The sequence below is a fragment of the Corynebacterium amycolatum genome (genome assembly GCF_016889425.1).
Classification (GTDB): domain Bacteria; phylum Actinomycetota; class Actinomycetes; order Mycobacteriales; family Mycobacteriaceae; genus Corynebacterium; species Corynebacterium amycolatum.
This window is the reverse complement of sequence record NZ_CP069513.1, coordinates 60988-81111: the sequence shown is the minus strand read 5'-3', so window position 1 is coordinate 81111 and position 20124 is coordinate 60988. Positions and strand designations below refer to the sequence as shown.

The window sequence follows — 20124 nt, the reverse complement described above, 5'->3', positions numbered from 1 at the left end:
ATATGACGCATGAGCTCAAAAATCCTGGTTGTTGATGATGATCCGGCCATCGCCGAAATGCTCACGATGGTGATGGAGCGCGAGGGCTTCGACACAGTAGTAGTCGACGATGGCATCGAAGCTGTCAAGGCAGCAGAGCGGGAGAATCCAGATTTGATTCTGCTGGATCTCATGTTGCCGGGCATGGGTGGTGTCGATGTCTGTCGCACTGTGCGAGAGACATCGGCGGTGCCGATCATCATGTTGACTGCGAAGACCGACACGGTCGATGTGGTCCTCGGCCTGGAATCCGGTGCGGATGACTATGTCACGAAGCCCTTTAAGCCGAAGGAGCTCGTGGCGCGTGTGCGCGCTCGGCTGCGTCGTCAAGAGGACAGCCCGAGTGAGACCCTCGAGGTCGGCGACCTGACTATCGACGTGCCCGGTCACGCCGTGTTCCGCGATGGCAAGGAGATTTCTCTGACCCCGTTGGAGTTTGACCTATTGCACACTCTTGCATCCCGTCCGAAGCAGGTCTTTTCCCGTGATGAGTTGTTGGAAAAGGTCTGGTGATATCAGCACACCTCGGATACTCGACTCGTCAACGTTCACGTTCAGCGTCTGCGCTCGAAGATTGAACTGGATCCGGAAAACCCCCAGATTGTGCTGACCGTCCGCGGTGTCGGGTACAAGACGGGTGACTAATCAAGGTCAGTCAGCTTTAGTGGGAGCCGATTCTTGCGTCGATTAATAACGAAGCTTCGAGACTTCACCAATAGGGGAGTGACCTGGGCGGTTACGCTCTGGCGTACGTCTATCCAAGCGCGCATTCTGACCTCTGTCGTGGTACTGAGCGCGATGGTGATTGCGGTACTCGGTTTCGCGCTGGCGACTATTGTTACCCAGCGGCTTATCGACGCAAAGGTTACCGCTGCCGACGAGGAAATTGACCGTGCTCGCGCGGTGGTGGAGCAGGCGATTGAGAACTCTTCGTCCAACGAGCTGCAAGCTCTGCTCAACGTGGGGCGCGATGCCCTTGTGAACCGTGCAGCCGGTTCCGGTGCTGCGCCATTGACAAGTTATGAACCGCTGCTCGTGGCGCCGGTGCCACGAGGCACGGTGTTGGCTTCATCGCCGATTAAGGCCGATGTCCCAGAACGATTGCATGAAGTAGTCCGACAAGGGCAAATTGCGTATCAGGTACGTCAAGTCACTGATAACCGCGGCGATACGTACTCGGCGTTAATTATCGGTAGCCCTACTTCTACCTCGGTTGATGGGCTCGAGCTCTATCTGGTCACCTCTATGGCTGCAGAGGAATCGACTATTAAGTTGGTTCGTGGTCTGCTCGCCGGTGCGACAGTAGTCATCATGGCGCTTCTCGGCGGTATTACTTGGTTCTTCTCCAATCAGGTGACGACACCAGTGCGTTCCGCCGCCCAGATTGCCCAGCGCTTTGCCGACGGCCACTTGCGCGAACGCATGGTCGTGCAGGGTGAAGATGACATGGCGCGACTGGCCATGAGCTTTAACAAGATGGCCGAATCGCTGTCGACGCAGATTAGACAGCTGGAGGAATACGGCAGTCTGCAGCGACAGTTCACCTCCGATGTTTCGCATGAGTTGAGGACGCCTCTGACCACGGTGCGTATGGCCGCCGATCTTATTGCTGACGGCGCTGAGGACCTCGATCCGGCGACTCGCCGCGCAGCTGAGCTGATGAATGAGGAGCTTGAGCGTTTTGAGATGCTTCTCAATGACCTGCTTGAGATCTCACGCCACGATGCCGGCGTTGCTGACCTGTCCGCAGAAAAGGTCGATGTCCGTCGCTGCGTGGATGCTGCCTATCAGCAGGTAACGGTCGTGGCTAAGGAGACCGGTACACCCATTCGCTTCCACCTGCCCGATGAACCGGTAATGGCAACAGTCGACTCGCGTCGTATCGAGCGCGTGCTACGCAATCTTATGGCCAACGCTGTTGACCACAGTGAGGGCAATCCGGTGGATGTCACAGTGCAGGCGAGCGATTCCGCGGTCTCGTTTACGGTCGTTGACCACGGTGTGGGGCTAAAGCCGGAGCAGCAAGAGCTGGTGTTTAACCGGTTCTGGCGCGCTGACCCCTCGCGTGTCCGACGCACCGGCGGTACCGGACTTGGCTTGGCGATCGCGCGTGAGGACGCACAATTGCATGGTGGGGAACTGGAGGCATTTGGCGTGCCGACGGTCGGTAGCTGTTTCCGCCTGACTGTGCCACTGGAGCCTGATGCGAGCTTCGGTGAGCATCCGCTCGGCCTAGAAGTTCCGCCGCTGCCCGATCAGATTCCGCATCAGCAGGAAATTGGTGCACGGGAGTTGGAATCGGATTCGATTGCACCGCAAGTCAAGAGCCAGGATCAGGATAAGGGGCAGCGGACTAGCGATAGCGAATCCCGACAGGCACGAGAGGAGGATATTTAAATGACGGCGCAGCAACAGTCAAAGGCTCGTCGCGTCCTGCGTAAGGTAGTGGCGCTTAGCTCAGTGATCATTTTGGGCACGGCCGCAGGATGTACCACCATTCCGAGGAACACCAGCCCCCAGGTGCTGCGTCCGTTTGAGCCGCCCCAAGTTCGTATTGAGGTTCCGCAGCCACGGCCGAATGTCAATGCAGACATTGTCCTGCGCGACTTTTTCGCCGCGGCCGCGCATCCGGTTGATGATTTTCAAGCTATGCGTGCCTTCATGACCCCGGAACTTGCGGCCAGTTGGAAGCCGCACGAAAGCGCCCGCATTCTCGACGGTGTCAACCTCATCGCTCAACGGGATGAAGGAGGTTCTCGACAGTCCTTCGTTGCCCGAGGTCGCAGCGTTGGTCAATTTGGTACTGATGGTGCTTATGAGCCCCAGTCCGGTGACTATGAGGAAACCGTGGAGATGAAGCTCGGTTCGGATGGGCAGTGGCGCATTTCCTCGCTGCCCGACGGTGTTGTCATGGAGCGTCAGGCATTCCTGGAAAACAATGTGCCTCGCAATGTCTATTTCCTCGACCCGGCGGGTAATCATTTGGTCACAGATCGTCGTTGGCTCTATCGTGGCGTCACCGATGGCGCGACCAATCTGTTGACAAAGCTGAAGAACGGACCATCAGCACCACTGCGACCGGGCGTCACCACAGTGCTCAAGCCCAATGCCTCAATTGCGGTGGAAGCAGGACCTGTGTCCAACTCGGACGGTCGCAGGGTCGAAATCACCGGATTGGGTGATGTTTCCGAGGAACTGCGTGTCATGCTCGCGGCACAGATTATCTGGACTCTCGACTCGGCAGATTTCCGTGGTCCGTGGATCCTCATGGCCGACGGCGAACCACTAATTGCCAGCCACGACGAGCCGTGGACGAAGGATACCGACGCAATCCAGCTCTACGACCCGAATCATCTACCGGCTGATAACGCGCCGTTGCGGACGGTCGACCGCAGCGGTATCTACGAGATTGCTGACGGCCACGCCACACCTGTGGGACGCGGCTGGACTGCCAGCGGCAGCACTGCGGTGTTTTCCGCGGCAGTGGGCATCAACCCTAATGGCAGCGAGCTTATTGCCGCCGTGTTCCGCTCGGCTGTGGATGGTCGTACCGGTTCGTATGACCTTGGGGAGTCCACATTGATGCTCGGCGGAATACAAGATCAGCCGGTTCCTGTGCTGACTGGCGAGAGTCTCACCCGTCCGACATGGTCGCCAGATGCCGAGGCGGTCTGGACAGTGAAGGACGGTACAACCGTCGTACGCCTGGTTCGGCAGTCGACGTCGTCCCGGATTCAGCAGGAGGAGGTTGATACCTCTGAGCTCAGTCACCTTCTTGACGGCGGCGAAGACACGGGGCACCCAAGCGCCGGTATTTCTGAATTCCGCGTCGATTCTTCAGGCACGCAGGTAGCGATGATTATCGCTGGTGAGGTCTATATCGCCACCATCGAAAGGCATGACGACAAACCATGGAAGTTGACGCATCCGCGCGCTCTGCCGCTCCCTGAAAACGTTTCCCCGGTGTCACTGACGTGGTCGCCGAATCAAACGGTCACGGTGGGCGGTTACAGCGGAGACACCCCGATGTGGAGTGCCTTCCCGGACGGTGCGACCAGCTCCGTTCTGCCGAAGCTCAACCTGACACCGCCAATTCCTGTGGTTACCGCGACCTCGTCGAAGCGTTACGCATTGGATGCCACCGGTGTTATGGAGCTGATCTCCAGCGAGGGGCAACAGCAGTTCTGGCGCCAGGTTCCGGGTGCGCGTGGTCGAATGGCTCCGGTGTCTGTGGAGTAAGCGCAAATCGGGGAGGGGATCAATGGCGCAGGGGAAATCATCGCAGGATGTACTGCGCGTGCTTTACGACGTCACTCGCGATGCGATTGGCCTCGTGATACCGGAAACCTGCCCGGTGTGCGGCTGCTCCGGGACGCTGTGTCGTGATTGCAAGGACGATCTTCAGCAACCTCCAGTGCGGTTTTCACCGCGGGCTGCGTTACGCGCAGCAGCGTGGACCTGCGGTCCGTACTCCGGTGCGAGGAGACATCTCATTTTGTCGGCCAAAGAACGGGGCAGTGGTGAAGCCAGACGAATCATGGGGGCCGTGTTCGCCGCTGCGGTACGAAGGCTGGCCTCAGACGGCCATATAATGCCCCCGGAAATTACCCCCGTCATTTTGATTCCCGCGCCGACAAGATTGTCATCCCGTCGACAACGGGGTGGGGATCCGGTAACAATTGCCTGCGACTTTGCCTGCAGTCAGCTCCCCTCTAGTTCGGTATTGCCCCTGGTGCGCATTGCTGAGCGCACGCGGGATTCCGCGGAGCTTGGGGCTTCTCAACGCAGACGAAACCTTTCTGGCCACATTGTGCCGCTGACGCAATTCAAGCACGGAATTAGTGGCAAGCTGCGACAACGGTGTGCCCAGGTGACAGTGATTCTGGTTGATGATGTGGCCACCACTGGTGCCACTGCAGCGGAAACCGAGTTGGTGGCAGCGTCATTGGGGATTCGCATCGACATGGTGTTGGTACTCGCCCGGGCGTAGACGCAGGGGTGTCGTCGGCAAGCGAAAAATAAACGAGGGGAACGTGGCATTGGTTACCCCCGGAACTGTATCCTGGGGGTGCAGAAAGACTCGTCACCGTAGACGCCGTGAGTAATCCCGCTCACGGAAGGGCGGTGGCCATACCGGGAGGTAGGTAGCAAGTGTCCACACCTGCTGACAACAACGAGGTACTCAGCCCGAACGCTCAGGTGACCATCACCGGGCGCAATGTTGAGGTTCCAGAGCACTTCGCAGATCGTGTTAAGGCGAAGCTGGCGAAGATTGAGCGCCTCGACCCGACTTTGACCTTCTTCCACGTGGAGCTCCAGCACGAGCCGAATCCGCGCCGTGCAGACCGCTCTGACCGTATTCAGATCACCGCTACTGGCAAGGGGCACCTGGCTCGTGCGGAGGCGAAGGAAGATAGCTTCTACGCTGCACTGGAGTCTGCTCTGGGCAAGATGGAGCGCTCCCTGCGTAAGGTGAAGGCTCGCCGCAAGATTAGCCGTTCTGGCCACCGTGCACCGATGTCCGTCGGCGAGGCAACTGCTTCGCTGGTTGCAGAGGCTGAGGCAGCGGCTCCGGAAAAGGCTGATCCGTACGAGGATCTGGTTGAGGACGTACGTCCGGGCCAGGTTGTGCGTACCAAGCAGCACTCCGCAACTCCGATGACGGTCGAAGATGCTCTGTCTGAGATGGAGCTCGTCGGTCACGACTTCTACCTCTTCGTTAACGAGGCAACCTCTCGTCCGTCCGTGGTCTACCGTCGTCACGCATACGACTACGGTCTGATTGAGCTGGCAGAGGAAGACGAGAAGTAAGTCTTCATCAAAAAGAGCACGCAATGCCGCACAGAGCTGTGTATTGGTAAGTAATTGCTCACATGAGCCCGTCTTCTCTTAGAAGGGAAGGCGGGTTCGTCGTATAATCAACCGTTGCACATTAAAGTTCGACGTGAATCGGCCGGAAAGGTCCCAATTTAGTGTTTTCGCTCAGCAAGTTGCTCCGCATTGGTGAAGGCCGCGCTGTCAAGAGGCTTGGCAATATTGCAGATCAGGTCATCGCCAAGGAAGACGAGTACGCAGCTCTTTCAGACGATGAACTCCGCGCCAAGACCGAGGAGTTTAAGAAGCAGCTGGCTGACGGTGCCGATGTAGACGATCTGCTGCTGGATGCTTTCGCCACGGCGCGTGAGGCATCCTGGCGCGTGCTGGGTCAGAAGCACTACCGCGTCCAGGTTATGGGCGGTGCGGCACTGCACTTCGGCAACGTTGCCGAAATGGGTACTGGTGAAGGTAAGACCCTGACCTGTGTGTTGCCCGCATACCTCAATGCGTTGGCAGGCAAGGGCGTTCATGTCGTTACGGTTAATGACTACCTGGCTAAGCGTGACGCGGAGTGGATGGGTCGAGTCCACCGCTTCCTGGGGCTTGAGACCTCGGTGATTCTCTCTGAGCTCAGCCCGGACCAGCGCCGCAAGGCCTATGCTGCCGACATCACCTACGGCACGAACAATGAGTTCGGCTTTGACTACCTGCGCGACAATATGGCGCATTCGCTCGACGATTTGGTGCAGCGTGGGCACCACTTCGCCATCGTCGATGAGGTTGACTCGATTCTGATTGACGAGGCCCGTACCCCGTTAATTATTTCCGGTCCGGCGGATGGCGATCCGCACTGGTACCTGGCGTTCTCCAAGATTGTGCCGCGTATGAAGCGCGACATTCACTACGAAGTCGATGAGCGTAAGCGCACCATCGGTATTCGTGAAGAGGGTGTTGAATTCGTTGAGGATCAGCTGGGTATTTCAAACCTGTATGCTCCGGAAAATTCCTCGCTGGTCAGCTACCTGAACAATGCCCTGAAGGCCAAGGAGCTGTTCACCCGCGACAAGGATTACATTATCCGTAATGGTGAGATTCTCATTGTCGATGAGTTCACCGGTCGTGTGCTGGCAGGCCGTCGCTATAACGAGGGTATGCACCAGGCAATTGAGGCCAAGGAAGGGGTGGAGATTAAAAACGAGAACCAGACGCTGGCAACCGTCACGCTCCAGAACTACTTCCGCCTCTACGACAAGCTGTCCGGTATGACCGGTACGGCTGAGACTGAAGCGGCTGAGCTGCACCAGATTTACAAGCTGAACGTCATGGCGATCCCGCCGAATCGCCCGAAGCAGCGCGAGGATCTGCCCGACCTGATTTACAAGACGCAGGAGGCAAAGTTCGCCGCTGTTGTCGAGGACATCCGCGAATGCCATGAAAAGGGCCAGCCAGTTCTCGTTGGTACGACATCAGTCGAGAAATCCGAGTACCTTTCCAAGCTCCTGCAGCGCGAAGGTATTCCTCATTCTGTGCTGAATGCAAAGCACCACGAGAAGGAAGCTGAGATTGTTGCGGTGGCGGGTCGTCTCGGAGGCGTTACCGTGGCAACTAACATGGCCGGTCGTGGTACTGACATCGTGCTGGGCGGTAACCCGGACATCATCGCTGACCTGAATCTGCGCTCTCGTGGTCTGGACCCGGTGGAAACTCCGGAAGAGTACGAAGAGGCGTGGGACGCTGAGATTGAGCGCGTTCGTCAGCAGTCGAAGGAAGAAGCTGACAAGGTACGTGAGGCCGGTGGACTCTACGTCCTGGGCACTGAGCGCCATGAGTCGCGCCGCATTGACAACCAGTTGCGTGGTCGTACCGGTCGTCAGGGTGACCCGGGTGTTACCCGCTTCTACCTGTCCATGCGCGATGATCTCATGGTTCGCTTCAACGGCCAGCGCATGGAAGCGCTGATGAACACTCTGAATGTCCCGGATGACGTTCCTATTGACTCCAAGGTTGTCTCCAACTCCATTAAGAGCGTTCAGGCTCAGGTGGAAAGCCAGAACTTCGAAATCCGTAAGAATGTTCTGAAGTATGACGAGGTTATGAACCAGCAGCGTAAGGTCATCTACGCTGAGCGCCGTCGCATCCTCGAAGGTGAGGATTTGAAGACTCAGGTTCGCGACATGCAGGACGATGTCGTCGACGCGTATGTCAACGGTGCCACCGCTGACGGTTACGTGGAGGATTGGGACCTCGACGAGCTGTGGAATGCCCTTGAGCAGCTCTACAGCCCGACGTTTACGGCGCAGGAGCTCATCGATGGCTCTGACTTCGGTACCCCGGGTGACCTCTCGGCCGATGAGCTGTCCAAGGCTCTGCACACGGATATCTCCGCCAGCTACGACCAGCTTGAGGATGCGGTTTCCGCAATTGGTGGCGACGACCAGATGCGCAACATTGAGCGCTTCACCATCCTGAACGTCATGGACCAGAAGTGGCGCGAGCACCTCTACGAGATGGACTACCTCAAGGAGGGCATTGGCTTGCGCGCCATGGCCCAGGCTGACCCGCTGGTGGAGTACCAGCGTGAGGGCTACGACATGTTCACCGCGATGATGGACGGCATCAAGGAAGAATCGGTTCGTCAGCTGTTCCTAATCCGTAAGCAGGTTATGCCCGCAGTGGAAAACACTGAGGGGCAGGAAAACCAGGCTCCGGCTCTGCCAACGGAAGCTGCTGAGAAAAATCAGCAGATGACCTACTCCGGCCCCAGCGAGGACGGCAGTGCAGAGCAGCAGCGCATGGATCAAGAGCGTGAGGGCAACCGGGCGCAGCGTCGGAAGGCGGCTCGCAAGCGCCGTCGCTAAGCACTAAAGCACACGAAACGCGGTCATAATCCATGGCCGCGTTTTTGCTGTTCCGCGGCGGAACGTGCCCGTGAACGCGCGAACGCGCGGACCGACACGGCAACTACCCAGGAATTCGACCTTTTTGCCGTCCGCTGAAGCGCTGGCGTGGAAGGATTGCAACGCGACACCTTTGAGGCTGGTGTTTTTCGACAGCGTGAGTATCGCAGCGTGAATAATCGGGTCGATGTTGATACGACGCAAATCGTTGACTCGCCGGCGACCCGCGATAATGTCGAAGACGCGGCGAGTAATCGTGCCAAGCTCCTGTCTCAGATTCTGCTCACAGTGCTGGACGACGTGCGGTGTTTGCGGCGTCTTTTTTGCCGCAGGAGTGGCCACGGCGGGCGGTAATGCCGTCATGACAGCGGTCCCGGAAGCAACGGAACATCCGCTATAGGTCGGTGCCACTTTTGCGGTTGGAGAAGTGGCGGCATTAGCTGACTGGCCAAGTTGAATTGTGTGGAGAAGCGAAAAGCCCGTTGCTGGTTCGATGAATTCCCTGTCACTGGATCGGTTCTCAGCGGCGTGCGACAGCGCGTAAGGCATCGGCGCCTGCGATGTTGGTACGTGAGACGTAGGTGCCATGGATTAATCCCCCTAAAAACTCTCCATTGGCAAGTTCCCCCCTTGCTGAAGACCATTGTCCTACAAGTGCTTTAAGTGTGCAGCTTGTGAAGGGGAATTCACGGCTGGCATGGGGGTGGGGAGAAGATGCAGCCGCGAAGTGGGCTGAGTGTCTCGCTGTTAATAGCCCTATAGGTTTCCGTCAAAGCCGTTCTGGTCGTCTATAAATTGGCGTAACGAACAGCCAATTAACACGCTGAACTGGAAAAAAGGCAAACGTGCAGGTCATGCGATAAACTACAGGCCATGCGCGGAATGATTATCGATTACTGTGGTGTCCTCGACGGTACGGATGAAGACCAGGCACGTTGGCGTAATTTGCTGGTAGAGGCGCGTGCAAATGGTGTTGGCCTGGCAGTCCTGTCGAATGACCCAGGTGGCCCATCAGCGGATCCGATTCGCAAGCTCGAAGATGAGGGCCTGGTAGACGCAGTTGTGCTCTCTGGTGAAATTGGCCATGAGAAGCCTTCGGCAGAGGCTTTTAATGCAGCTGCTGCGGCTATTGAACTGCCGGCACGGGACTGTGTGTTGGTGGATGATTCGATTGAGAACATCCATGCTGCCGTCTCTAACGGCATGGTGGGAGTCTTCTATCAGCAGTTCGACCGCGCAGTGGTCGAGATTGCCGGTCTACTGGGGCTCGAGGGCGAGTTCTAATGCGTGTCTATATCCCAGCGACTTTCTCCATGCTTGAGGCGCTGAAGGAGGATGAGCTCTTCCACGCCCGCGGTGGTTGGGGCTTTGCTGTCACTGAGGCGCTGCGCGATTTCTTTACTGAGGGCGATGATGAGGAACTGGCAGATGTGGCCTTTGATGAGGCTGCGCGTGCGTCGCTCCGTCTGCTCGATGCTGCAGAAGAGAAGTTCCCGCACCGCCGAGTAGTCATTTCCGTCGATGTGGAGGCGGAACCGCAGTCGGATATGGGCGATGCTGTGGTTAAGGTCGGCGGCCCAATTTCGCTTGCCGACGTTGCAGCGCTCCACATTGATGTGGAAGAGGCGGAAAGCAAGGTTGAGGCTGCAATTGAAGCCGTCGATAAGGCAGATCTCGGTGACGAGGATGCGGAGCTCACTGTCGGCGATGCGCTGGAGATTCCGCTGGCGTGGTATGACGTAGCTGAGCTCGGCATGGTGGTCGACTTCCTGTAGTAGCGCGTGCTTGGTGTTGAAGAAGGGGACTGGGTTTGGAACCCAGTCCCTTTTTGTATGGCACAAGTTTTTTCTGCGGGGGTATATAAGGCGGGATTGTTTTGTGTGGATAAGCTCCATGTCAAAGGGGGCGCTTCGCAGGAAAGCGGGGGTAATGACAATTTCGCTATTTGTGTCAAAATCATTTGCTTCTCTTGACCAATAACTTACCACTCCGTAGTCTACGTCTAAGTAACCTACGGGCACGTAATAATGGATTGGGCGGGGATTGCCCGCTGATGAACAGTGTTATTACTTGTTCTCCCGTGACAGTCAGGAGGGTCAAGAATGGGACTTAAGACCAAAGTTTCCCGGGTATTCAAGCATTTATCCACGCCACTTTTGCCCGATGACTACACGCAGTTGCTAAATCCGCTGTGGTCAAGTCGCGAGCTGCGCGGTCAGATTGAGGCCATTAATCCCACATCTCCTACTTCAGCAGAGTTGATAATCCGTCCGGGTTGGGGGATGCCAACAGACTTCAAGTCAGGTCAGTTCATTGGACTCGGCGTAGAGGTCAAGGGGAAATACCTGTGGCGTTCCTACTCACTGACAAATGCACCGCGGCCTCATGATGGGCTGCTGACTATCAACATTCGTGCACTCAACGACGGCTACGTGTCCCAACATCTCGTCGCCAATGTAAAACCGGGTACTGTCGTCCGCCTGGCTGCCCCGGCTGGGGATTTCCATCTTCCGGAGCCACTCCCAGCCCGTATTGCGTTTGTTACCGCAGGCTCCGGCGTAACTCCTGTGATTTCCATGCTGCGTGATCTTTCAGCTCGCAATGCATCAGTGGAAGTCGAACACATTCACTCCTACCGCGGCGAGGCAGAAGCTGTGTTTGTCAACGAACTCCGGGAGCTGGAACAGCGCAGCGCTATTAGCGCGTTGAAGTATCGCCTGCATGCCTGGAATACGGAGACGCAGCCGCGGATTGACGCTGCTGCGGTTACCGACATCATTGCTGACTTTGGAGCGCTGGCATCGTCGGCAAGCGCCTATGCTTGTGGTCCGGTTGAACTGCTGAAAAGCCTTGAGTCGGAGTTCCCCGAGCTGCGGACGGAACGTTTCACCGTTGACCGCTCGGCGGCGGAGGAGGCCGGTGGCACGGTGAGTTTCGGCAGCCGAGGAGATGTCGACGTAGACGGTGCAACCACCATCCTGGAGGCGGCCGAGCGCGTCGGGGTCGACCTGCCGTACGGCTGTCGGATGGGAATTTGTGCGACCTGCGTGCAGCAACTCTCCGACGGCGCAGCGCGGGACATCCGCACCGGTGCGACGTTTGTGGCGGGCGAGCGGGTCCGAACGTGCGTCTGTGCGCCGGCGGGGCACGCGCGTATCGAACTGTAAGTTCGCCCCACATCTATCTCAACCTGCATTAACCAGGAGAAACTACCTAAAGGAGTTGGGACCCTTCCCATGGCAATTTCCGATATCGCATCGTATGCGCACTTGAGCGAAGAAGACGTCGCAGAGATTGGGCGTCGGTTTGCGGAAATCGAAAAGCAACACCGCGATTCGCTGGGGCAGAAGGATGCTCGCTACATCCGCACGCTCATCCGCATTCAACGCACCCTTGAGGTGACTGGTCGAGGTCTGCTGATGGTACCGACCGCAGGCATGGCCCTGAACAAATTGGGGCTGCTGCCGAGGTCGTGGAAGAACACCGCACACTGGGGTTTCAAATGGGCGGGCATCTCAGCGCTGGGGCTGGCAAAGATTTTGGAAAACCTCGAAATCGGCCACAACACCATGCACGGTCAGTGGGACTGGATGAATGACCCCGAGATTCACTCGGCCACCTGGGAGTGGGACAATTCCTGCCCATCGAGCGGGTGGAAGCACTCCCACAACTTTGTCCACCACAAGTACACCAACGTGTTAGGTATGGACAACGATGTGGGATACGGCATTCTCCGGGTGACTCGTGACCGCCGTTGGAAGCCATCGACGCTGTTGCAGCCGGTGACAAACGTGGTCTTGGCCAGCCTTTTTCAATGGGCAGTGGCTTTCTACGACGTTGAGCTCGGGCGTGTGTTTGCAGGCAAGAAATCCTGGGATGAGGCCCGGCCGCAGCTCATGGAGGTTCTCAACAAGTCGGGGCGCCAGGTGATCAAGGACTACGTTCTCTTCCCGGCGATGGCGGGTCCGCGTTACCGCGAAGTGGCATTTGCGAATATGATGGCCAACCTCGCCCGTAATCTGTGGGCCTACGCTGTCATCTTCTGCGGACACTTCCCGGATGATGCCGAGACTTTCACCAAGGAGCAGTACAACACCGAGGACAAGAGTGAGTGGTATTTGCGCCAAATGCTGGGCTCGGCGAACTTCCACGGTGGGCTGGCGTTGTCGGTGCTCTCGGGAAATCTGAATTACCAGATTGAGCACCACCTCTTCCCAGACATGCCATCCAACAGGCTCGCGCAGATTTCGAAGCAGGTTCAGCAGATTTGCCGAGAATACGACCTGCCATACAACACGGGGTCGTTCCCGAAGCAGTTCTTCCAGGTCCAGCGCACACTACTAAAGTTGTCGCTGCCGGATCGCTTCTTAGTCGCTGACCCGGACAACGCCCCAGAGGTGCGTTCGGAGGCGGCGTTCAAGAAGTATCCGCAGGTTGAAGCGGAGCTCCAGTCCAGTTCCCCGCAACGCAAGGGCTTAGCGACGGGCCTGCGAATGCTCCGCCGTCTTCGCCCAGGCGTCCGGGAAATTGTCCGAGCCTATACAGGTCGCTCAACGCACACTGCTGGGCGCGGTTAGCCCTCGACCCGCTTGCGGACTGCAGCTGCGGCTGCCGGTTCGCGGTTCCATGGCATTGATTGTTTGTGGGGGAGCCGTAGCCAGGCGCGAATTATGGTCACAGTTAGTGTCGCAGTTGCACCAGCGAGGAAGAGCGCTAAGTAAGCCGAGGAATTCTGGCCGGTAAACTCCACGGTCACGATCAGTGCGAAAAGTGGAGCTGCCATGGACGCCGACAGGAAGGCCGCCGCGCCGAGAATTGCAAAGTCGCTCAGCGGAATTGAGGGCATCAATGGTTGTACGAAGCAGCCGATGATGAAACCGCTGAGCGCGCCAAGGGCAAAGCCGGGAGTTAACAGACCACCGACGGCACCCGAACGAAAAGTAACTAGAACCGCGACAGTTTTCGCGATCAGCAGCATGACCGCAAACCCCAGCAGTGGGCGATCCATGAGAACTGTGGTCGCAGCGATGCGGCCGTTGCCCAATACTTCTGGAATCCATAGCGAGATCACACCAACTAGCGTGAACGCGAGGGGGATGGCCCAGGCAGAATGCCAGCCAGTCGGTGCCTTGTCTAACACCCGCGAGCTGAGAATGCGAAATGCGTAGCCAATGGCGCCGCAGATAACGCCGAGGAGCAGTGCCGCACCGAGGTTGCCCCAGCCGTCTGAGAGATTGATTGGGCTGTAGAGCGGGCTACTGCCGACCACGATGCCCGACGTCACCGTGGCAATGGCTGAACACGCCAGTACCACCATCACCGCGGTAATGCTCAGTGAGCCCAGCAGAATCTCCAACGAGAAAACCGCTCCGGCCAGCGGGATGTGATAAATCGCCCCCAGGCCGGAACCGGCCGCTGCTGCGACCAGAATACGGCGGTGTAGCGGATCGATGCGTAGTCGATGCGACATCTGCGAGGCCACCATTGCACCTAGCTCACGCGGGGCATTCTCGCGTCCCATGGATGCACCTGCGGCTACGGTCGCCATCTGTAAAAACACATTGACAAGAGTCGACCACACAGGCATGAGACGGCCGTGCATGCCCGCCTCAACGCTTTCAATGGGCTTCGCCTTTGTGCGCAAAGCAGCCCACATTGGTCCTGCAATCAGCCCCGCCAACACGATCCCGACAAAGCGCTGTAGGCCGGTGGTGCCATCGGTCACGACCGCTACGTCACCCTCGTGCTGCCCGTAGACCGCGTACTCGATTCCGTGCATAATCAGCGCGAGCCCGGCTGCTCCGAGCCCCGTCGCAAGACCCACGATAAGTGTGTAGATGCACAGTCGAATCCAGCTGCCGGGAGCGGGGTAGAGACCGGAGTCCTCTTTGTTCGACTCAGCACTTGCCGAGGCTTCAGAGGACGACTCCGCAGAATTGGTGTGGCTAGTCTCTTTCAATGTCCAGCTCCCAGTCCTCGTTGTCGCTGATAGCGATCAATAGACGACGCACTGCCATCGCTCGACGGTGCTGAACTCCCTCCAACTTGTCCAGGGCGCACTCTGGATCCGCGGGTGGTCCCAAATGGGTGCAACCACGTGGGCATTCATCTGTTGCCGCCTGGATATCTGGAAACGCCGCCAGTAGCGTCTCCGGTGTCACATGAGCCAGGCCAAAGGAACGAATGCCCGGGGTATCAATGATCCACGAGGGCGCGCTGTTTTCGCTTTCCGACGGCAACATCAGCGCCACCGACTGCGTGGAGGTATGGCGGCCCTTACCCACACCACTGACTTCGCCGGTCTCACGGTTGGCTTCGGGAACAATCCGGTTGACGAGGGTTGATTTCCCAACACCGGAATGCCCAACCAAAGCTGTCACTCGTCCTGGAACATCGATGAGCTCTGACAAAGGAGCCAAGTTATCGTTAATACCGCAGACAACGACATCCACTCCGAGTGCGGAAAACTCCCCGGCAAATTCCTCTGGGTCAGCCAGATCAGACTTAGTCAGACAGAGCACGGGACGGACACCGCCGGCGTAGGCCGCGACCAGCGCGCGTTCGACAAAACCGGTGCGGGGTTCAGGATCGGCGACTGCACACACAATGAGCAGCAGGCTGGCATTGGCCACGACAATGCGCTCATACGGGTCATTGTCATCGGCGGTGCGACGCAAAACCGTGCTGCGCTCTGCCAGCTTGACGATGCGGGCCAGTGTGCCCTCACGGCCGCTGACATCGCCGACGACACCGACACGGTCACCGACAACGATATTGGTGCGGCCGAGCTCGCGGGCACGCATGCATGTCACTGCAACATCAGCGTTGTTATCGAGGACTACACCCCAACGACCACGATCCTTGGTCACCACCATGCCCCAGTGGGCATCGGCGTGGCTGGGGCGATCCTTCGTCCGTGGCCGAGACCCTCTACCGGGGCGGATGCGTACATCGGACTCGTCCCATTGCCGTCCACGCCTGCGTGCCGCCACTGTTATTTCCCTGCCTCGGTTCCGTTCTCCATGCCATCAAGTCGAGTGTCGACCGACTTTTCCAACGAGCTAGGGCTGGGGGAGGCCAGTCCGAGCATCTCCAGCCAGCGCAGGTCGAATCCAGGCATGGTCTTAGCGGTGGTACTGATGTTTTCGACTTCCACGTCCTCCGTGCGCAGGCCAACAATGGCACCAGCGGTGGCCATTCGATGGTCGGCGTAGCTGTGCCAGAGGCCACCGTGGAGCGGAACGGGGTCAATCGCAATGCCGTCGTCAAGCTCCGTAGCGCGACCGCCGAGGCGGTTGATTTCCGTGGTGAGCGCGGCAAGACGGTTGGTTTCGTGACCGCGCAAGTGTGCAATACCCGTCAGCTCGGTGCGGGTGGTGGCCAGGGTGGCGATGGCAGCGACCGTTGGGGTCAGCTCGCCAATCTCGGACATGTCCATCGTGATTCCGCGCAGCTCCGACGGCTTTGGACCCACGACGGTGAGGCTGGTGCGGCCGCCCTCGTGACGGTTGAACGTCACAGTAGCGCCCATAGCGGTGAGGATCTCGCGGATGCGGTTGCCCGGCTGCGTGGTGTGCTCTGGCCAGTCGGGCACGGTGACGCTGCCACCAGTGACAGCCGCAGCGGCCAGGAAGGCGGCAGCGTTGGACAGGTCGGGCTCGATTTGCCAAGTACGACCCATCATTTCGGTGGGGCGAATGGTGAACGTTGTGCGTGATCCCTCAGGTGCGTCGGCCGTGGTCTCCTCGATCTGCACACCGGCCTCGCGAAGCATGTCCAGGGTCATGTCAATGTGCGGGCGGGATGGAATCTCACCGGTCGGGTGAAGTACGAGGCCACGGCCATAGCGCGGCGCTGACAGCAACAGGCCAGAGACGAACTGGCTTGAGGCCGAAGCGTCAATTTCCACTTCGCCGCCGATGTCCGGCAGATCTTGCTCTTGGACCGAGTCACCGAGGCGGTTGCCCTGGTTCGGACCCTGTGGATTGACCGTGAAAGGAAGCCCATTTCCAGTGATGTTCACACCGAGGCCGCGCAGGGCATCCAGCACGGCCGACATCGGGCGAGCCTTGGCCTCTACGTCGCCCTCGAAGAACACCGACCCCTGCGCAAGAGCTGCGATAGGCGGCACGAAGCGCATAACCGTACCTGCAAGGCCACATTCCACGACACCACCGCGGAGCATGCGTGGAGTGACACGGAGCGTGTGGTTCGGGGCACCCGAATATGTCGAGTCGGCACTGATGTCAGTTCCCAAGGCCTGCAGTGCGCGAATCATAAGATCGGTATCGCGAGAGCGCAGAGCACCATGGATAACCGATGGGGTCGAAGATAGCGCCGCGATGACAAGAGCACGGTTCGTAATCGACTTCGAGCCGGCAATCTGCACCGTGGCGCTAAAAGGCTGTCGACCGGATTCGGCACCGTCGACACTTACAGTAGGGGCGGACCAATTCTGATTTTGGGAACACACACAACCAATTATGGAACACTTTCACTCCATACCTCGACTAGAGGGGGAGTCATCGGCACAATCAGTTGGTATGTGTGGTCGTTTCGTCAATTTCGCAGTCGCCGAAAAGCTGCTCAGCACCACGGCTGAAATTCCCGGTTTGGCGCCCGTGCGTGCCGACGGCCCGTTGCCCACCTCCCGCTACAACATCGGCCCGACCATGCCAATAGTTGCTCTTGCCCGCGAGCATCCCGGCCGCACAGGAACCATTGCAGCCGCCGTGCGCTGGGGTTTAATTCCGCAGTGGGCCCGCGAAGTGCCAACGACACCTTTCTTCAACGCCCGTGCGGAAACCTGGCAGTCCAAACCGACTTTCCGGGACGGCCTTCCCTGCGCAATCCCCATGAACGGTTGGTATGAATGGAAAAATCGCCAGCCCTACTTCGTCAGCTTCGGTGATGATGCACCGCTTTTCACCGTCGCGGGTCTGTGGGCACGCTGGGGAGATATAGTCTCCGCCACAATTCTCACCACCGACGCCGTGGGACAGCTCGCGGATCTGCATCATCGTATGCCGCGCGTGCTTGCCGACGACGAAGTCAGCGATTGGCTGGATCTCTCGGCCTGGGCAGCAAACGGAGATGTTGGCGTGACCAGCGCCGAGGTGGTGGACAAACTGACCATCCGACCGGTCAACCGCGCCGTCGGCAATGTTGCGAATGAAGGGCCGCACCTGTTGGATGAGCCCGATGGCGCGGTACCCGGCCACAACGAGGAGCTGTTTTAAGGCCGTATCAGCGGGGAGGTTGCAGGAGTAGCCGCAGGATTAGCGGGCGATGTCGGCGACCGTGGCGTCGCAAAGCGAAACCAAATCAGCGGGTGACAGTTCGATGTCCCACCCGCGGCGACCACCGGAGACGAACACAGTGTCGGAGAGAGTGGCTGTCTCATCAATGACGGTGGGGAGCTTGCGGCGACCGCCAAGCGGGGAGATGCCGCCGGGAATGTAGCCGGTGGCAAGTGACGCGTCATGGGGGTCGGCCATCGTGGCCTTGGAAGCCCCGATAGCCGCGGCGGCGGCCTTGAGGTTGAGCATTCCGGTGGCGGGAACGACGGCGATGGCCAGCCCAGTGCGTTTGCCGGATAGCTCGATAATGAGAGTTTTGAAGATGCGTTCGGGCTCGATGCCGAGGTGCTCTAGCAGCCAAGAGGCGGCCTCTTCGCCGAAGTTGTCGCTGCCGTGGGGGAATTGGTGAACGTGGAAGTCGATTCCGGCGTTCTGACAGAAGGCGATGGCCGGGGTGGCGGCAGCGGATTTTTTGGCGGACTTCTTCGACATAATTTCCCATCGTTGCACATCAGCGCAATTACGCTACGAAATGCCTGGTGACGGGGGTCTGCCGACTCGTGGGTGCGGATGTTTTAGGATAGGTAGCATGTCAGGTGATCAGACAGGAACATCGGCCATCCGGACTGATGAGTCGGATGAGGAGCTTGCGCAGCGCTTTGAGCGTGATGCCATGCCGCTTTTGGATCAGCTCTATGGAGCGGCGCTGCGGATGACACGCAACCCCGCCGATGCCGAAGACCTGGTGCAGGAGACCTATATAAAGGCTTTTCAGGGCTTCCGCTCCTACAAGCCGGGCACGAATCTGAAAGCATGGCTCTACCGCATTCTGACGAATGCGTACATCAACAACTACCGCAAGGCGCAGCGTCGTCCTGCCGAGTACGCCACCGATGACATCACCGATTCACAGATCGCGGAAACCGCGTCGCACACTTCGATAGGGCTGCGCTCTGCTGAGGTTGAAGCGCTGGAAAAGCTTCCTGACGAGGAAATTCGTGACGCTTTGATGAGTCTCAAAGAGGATTACCGGATGGTGGTCTACTACGCCGATGTCGAGGGATTGCCCTACAAGGAAATCGCCGAAATCATGGGCACACCCATCGGAACTGTGATGAGTCGGCTCCACCGTGGAAGAAAACAGCTCCGAGACGCGTTGCACAACGTAGCCGTGGAACGTGGATTCTTGAAAGAAGAGAAGGGAGATTCTCCGCGATGAGCCGAGAGTCGAGCCAAGATATGGAGCAGACGCCAGAGCGCGGGCACGCCTGTGAAGATGCTTTCTGTCAGGATGTCCACTCGCGCCTACACGCATTTTTGGATGGCGAGTGTGATTCGGAGGAGCGCCGCTTTCTCGAGGAACACATTCACAAATGCCCTCAGTGCTTAGAAGAGTTCGGTTCCGAGCAAGCTATCCGACGGCTGCTGCGCCGGTGCTGCCAGCAACCTGCCCCTGAGGACCTCCGCCAGCGCATTACCACCCGCATACGCGTGTCCTATACGCGGGTGGAGTACCGCAGGTAGTTGCTGGCGGCTAGGTTTTGGCGTGTATTCCTTTGATGCTTAATGCGATGTTTCGTAATGCGGTAGTGCGAAATACGGAAAATCCCAGGTCATGGAGATGTGGCCTGGGATATTTTTGTGGAATTATTTGTGGAGCTAAGGGGAATCGAACCCCTGACCTTCGCATTGCGAACGCGACGCTCTACCAACTGAGCTATAGCCCCATTACTTTCGAGCAACCTAGCTGGAGCTCCTGTAAAAGCTCTATTTTTAGACGTTACTCCCGGTGGGGTTTGGGCTCCAAACTCGCTGGTAGTGATCTGGCGGATGGTTAATCCTGAAAAGCGAGGATGGGGTATCGAAGAGGTATCGAAAAGGTGCAGAAAGTGACTAGGTTTATGACAAAAAACCGCGGGTGAATTCAATTCACGTGTCATAAACCTAGTCAGTTTCAGACCTGCTACCCGTTGAGCTCTCCATTGGAGACACAAAAACTCCACCTCGTCCTTCGATGCAATACCGAGTTGTGTCGGGGTGGAGTGAGATGTCTTAGCCAGTGATGGCTAAGG

Annotated in this window: 17 protein-coding genes, 1 tRNA gene and 1 pseudogene; 13 read left to right on the top strand and 6 right to left on the bottom strand. The window is 58.2% G+C overall.

The features are described from left to right. Positions 1–9 precede the first annotated feature (9 nt). The 6 genes and pseudogenes from mtrA to secA all read left to right on the top strand — a co-directional run bounded on the left by mtrA (position 10) and on the right by secA (position 8714). A pseudogene (gene mtrA, locus I6J19_RS00380) lies at positions 10–684 on the top strand (MtrAB system response regulator MtrA). 78 nt (positions 685–762) lie between these two features. After that, the gene (mtrB, locus tag I6J19_RS00375) at positions 763–2436 is read left to right on the top strand and encodes an MtrAB system histidine kinase MtrB (RefSeq protein ID WP_038627906.1); all 1674 of its coding nucleotides are present in this window, start codon (positions 763–765) and stop codon (positions 2434–2436) included. Then, a complete protein-coding gene (locus I6J19_RS00370) occupies positions 2437–4278 on the top strand; it encodes an LpqB family beta-propeller domain-containing protein (RefSeq protein WP_038627909.1) in 1842 nt (613 codons plus the stop codon). A gap of 493 nt (positions 4279–4771) precedes the next feature. Further along, positions 4772–5029, top strand: coding sequence for a hypothetical protein (locus I6J19_RS00365; RefSeq protein WP_052155584.1), 258 nt, complete (start codon positions 4772–4774; stop codon positions 5027–5029). A 161-nt stretch (positions 5030–5190) separates the two neighbouring features. Beyond that, the gene (gene hpf / locus I6J19_RS00360) at positions 5191–5850 is read left to right on the top strand and encodes a ribosome hibernation-promoting factor, HPF/YfiA family (RefSeq protein WP_038627911.1); all 660 of its coding nucleotides are present in this window, start codon (positions 5191–5193) and stop codon (positions 5848–5850) included. A 161-nt stretch (positions 5851–6011) separates the two neighbouring features. Continuing rightward, complete coding sequence (gene secA, locus I6J19_RS00355; protein WP_038627913.1) at positions 6012–8714, top strand: preprotein translocase subunit SecA; 2703 nt, start codon at positions 6012–6014, stop codon at positions 8712–8714. Positions 8715–8717: 3 nt separating this feature from the next. Here secA and I6J19_RS00350 read toward each other — a convergent pair whose 3' ends face one another. Continuing rightward, the gene (locus I6J19_RS00350; RefSeq protein WP_052155585.1) at positions 8718–9341 is read right to left on the bottom strand and encodes a hypothetical protein; all 624 of its coding nucleotides are present in this window, start codon (positions 9339–9341) and stop codon (positions 8718–8720) included. Positions 9342–9626: 285 nt separating this feature from the next. On the opposite strand from I6J19_RS00350, the gene I6J19_RS00345 reads away from it, so the two are divergent. The 4 genes from I6J19_RS00345 (at position 9627) to I6J19_RS00330 (ending at position 13330) form a co-directional block, all read left to right on the top strand. Further along, complete coding sequence (locus I6J19_RS00345) at positions 9627–10037, top strand: HAD-IA family hydrolase (protein WP_038627918.1); 411 nt, start codon at positions 9627–9629, stop codon at positions 10035–10037. Further along, a complete protein-coding gene (locus tag I6J19_RS00340) occupies positions 10037–10528 on the top strand; it encodes a DUF6912 family protein (RefSeq protein WP_038627920.1) in 492 nt (163 codons plus the stop codon). The genes I6J19_RS00345 and I6J19_RS00340 overlap by 1 nt, the downstream gene beginning before the upstream one ends. Positions 10529–10855: 327 nt before the next feature. Next, positions 10856–11920 (top strand): flavin reductase family protein, encoded by a 1065-nt coding sequence (locus I6J19_RS00335; RefSeq protein WP_038627922.1) that lies wholly within the window; start codon positions 10856–10858, stop codon positions 11918–11920. Positions 11921–11989: 69 nt separating this feature from the next. Next, the gene (locus I6J19_RS00330; protein WP_038627925.1) at positions 11990–13330 is read left to right on the top strand and encodes a fatty acid desaturase family protein; all 1341 of its coding nucleotides are present in this window, start codon (positions 11990–11992) and stop codon (positions 13328–13330) included. Here the strand turns inward: I6J19_RS00330 and I6J19_RS00325 are convergent. Genes I6J19_RS00325 through aroA form a run of 3 tightly spaced genes read right to left on the bottom strand, consistent with a single transcriptional unit; the run spans position 13327 to position 17226 of the window. Further along, positions 13327–14712: a chloride channel protein gene (locus tag I6J19_RS00325; RefSeq protein ID WP_038627927.1), complete on the bottom strand. Its 1386-nt coding sequence runs from the start codon at positions 14710–14712 to the stop codon at positions 13327–13329. The two genes, I6J19_RS00330 and I6J19_RS00325, sit on opposite strands and share 4 nt — an antisense overlap. Next, entirely contained in the window at positions 14699–15745 is a 1047-nt protein-coding gene (rsgA, locus tag I6J19_RS00320; RefSeq protein ID WP_038627929.1) for a ribosome small subunit-dependent GTPase A, read from the bottom strand. The genes I6J19_RS00325 and rsgA overlap by 14 nt, the downstream gene beginning before the upstream one ends. Before the next feature lie 2 nt (positions 15746–15747). Then, positions 15748–17226 (bottom strand): 3-phosphoshikimate 1-carboxyvinyltransferase, encoded by a 1479-nt coding sequence (gene aroA, locus I6J19_RS00315; protein ID WP_080972919.1) that lies wholly within the window; start codon positions 17224–17226, stop codon positions 15748–15750. A gap of 70 nt (positions 17227–17296) precedes the next feature. Here aroA and I6J19_RS00310 point away from each other — a divergent pair, with 70 nt between their 5' ends. Next, positions 17297–17992, top strand: coding sequence for an SOS response-associated peptidase (locus I6J19_RS00310; protein ID WP_038627934.1), 696 nt, complete (start codon positions 17297–17299; stop codon positions 17990–17992). Between the two features lie 39 nt (positions 17993–18031). Here the strand turns inward: I6J19_RS00310 and ybaK are convergent, their stop codons facing one another. Then, on the bottom strand, positions 18032–18544 hold the full coding sequence (gene ybaK / locus I6J19_RS00305; RefSeq protein ID WP_038627936.1) for a Cys-tRNA(Pro) deacylase: 513 nt from the start codon (positions 18542–18544) through the stop codon (positions 18032–18034). 97 nt (positions 18545–18641) lie between these two features. Here ybaK and I6J19_RS00300 point away from each other — a divergent pair, with 97 nt between their 5' ends. Beyond that, the gene (locus tag I6J19_RS00300) at positions 18642–19271 is read left to right on the top strand and encodes a sigma-70 family RNA polymerase sigma factor (RefSeq protein WP_016422221.1); all 630 of its coding nucleotides are present in this window, start codon (positions 18642–18644) and stop codon (positions 19269–19271) included. Further along, positions 19268–19576, top strand: a complete 309-nt coding sequence (rsrA, locus tag I6J19_RS11010) for a mycothiol system anti-sigma-R factor (RefSeq protein ID WP_016422222.1) — start codon at positions 19268–19270, stop codon at positions 19574–19576. The genes I6J19_RS00300 and rsrA overlap by 4 nt, the downstream gene beginning before the upstream one ends. Before the next feature lie 130 nt (positions 19577–19706). On the opposite strand, the gene I6J19_RS00290 is transcribed toward rsrA, so the two are convergent. After that, positions 19707–19779: transfer RNA gene (locus tag I6J19_RS00290), tRNA-Ala, on the bottom strand. Positions 19780–20124 lie beyond the last annotated feature (345 nt).

What these genes read in the sequence shown, in the direction of transcription:
- I6J19_RS00350 (WP_052155585.1), bottom strand. Translation starts at nt 9,341, where the DNA reads ATGGCACCTACGTCTCACGTACCAACATCGCAGGCGCCGATGCCTTAC.
- I6J19_RS00300 (WP_016422221.1), top strand. Translation starts at nt 18,642, where the DNA reads ATGTCAGGTGATCAGACAGGAACATCGGCCATCCGGACTGATGAGTCG.
- I6J19_RS00330 (WP_038627925.1), top strand. Translation starts at nt 11,990, where the DNA reads ATGGCAATTTCCGATATCGCATCGTATGCGCACTTGAGCGAAGAAGAC.
- I6J19_RS00340 (WP_038627920.1), top strand. Translation starts at nt 10,037, where the DNA reads ATGCGTGTCTATATCCCAGCGACTTTCTCCATGCTTGAGGCGCTGAAG.
- I6J19_RS00370 (WP_038627909.1), top strand. Translation starts at nt 2,437, where the DNA reads ATGACGGCGCAGCAACAGTCAAAGGCTCGTCGCGTCCTGCGTAAGGTA.
- I6J19_RS00345 (WP_038627918.1), top strand. Translation starts at nt 9,627, where the DNA reads ATGCGCGGAATGATTATCGATTACTGTGGTGTCCTCGACGGTACGGAT.
- I6J19_RS00310 (WP_038627934.1), top strand. Translation starts at nt 17,297, where the DNA reads ATGTGTGGTCGTTTCGTCAATTTCGCAGTCGCCGAAAAGCTGCTCAGC.
- ybaK (WP_038627936.1), bottom strand. Translation starts at nt 18,544, where the DNA reads ATGTCGAAGAAGTCCGCCAAAAAATCCGCTGCCGCCACCCCGGCCATC.
- rsrA (WP_016422222.1), top strand. Translation starts at nt 19,268, where the DNA reads ATGAGCCGAGAGTCGAGCCAAGATATGGAGCAGACGCCAGAGCGCGGG.
- I6J19_RS00335 (WP_038627922.1), top strand. Translation starts at nt 10,856, where the DNA reads ATGGGACTTAAGACCAAAGTTTCCCGGGTATTCAAGCATTTATCCACG.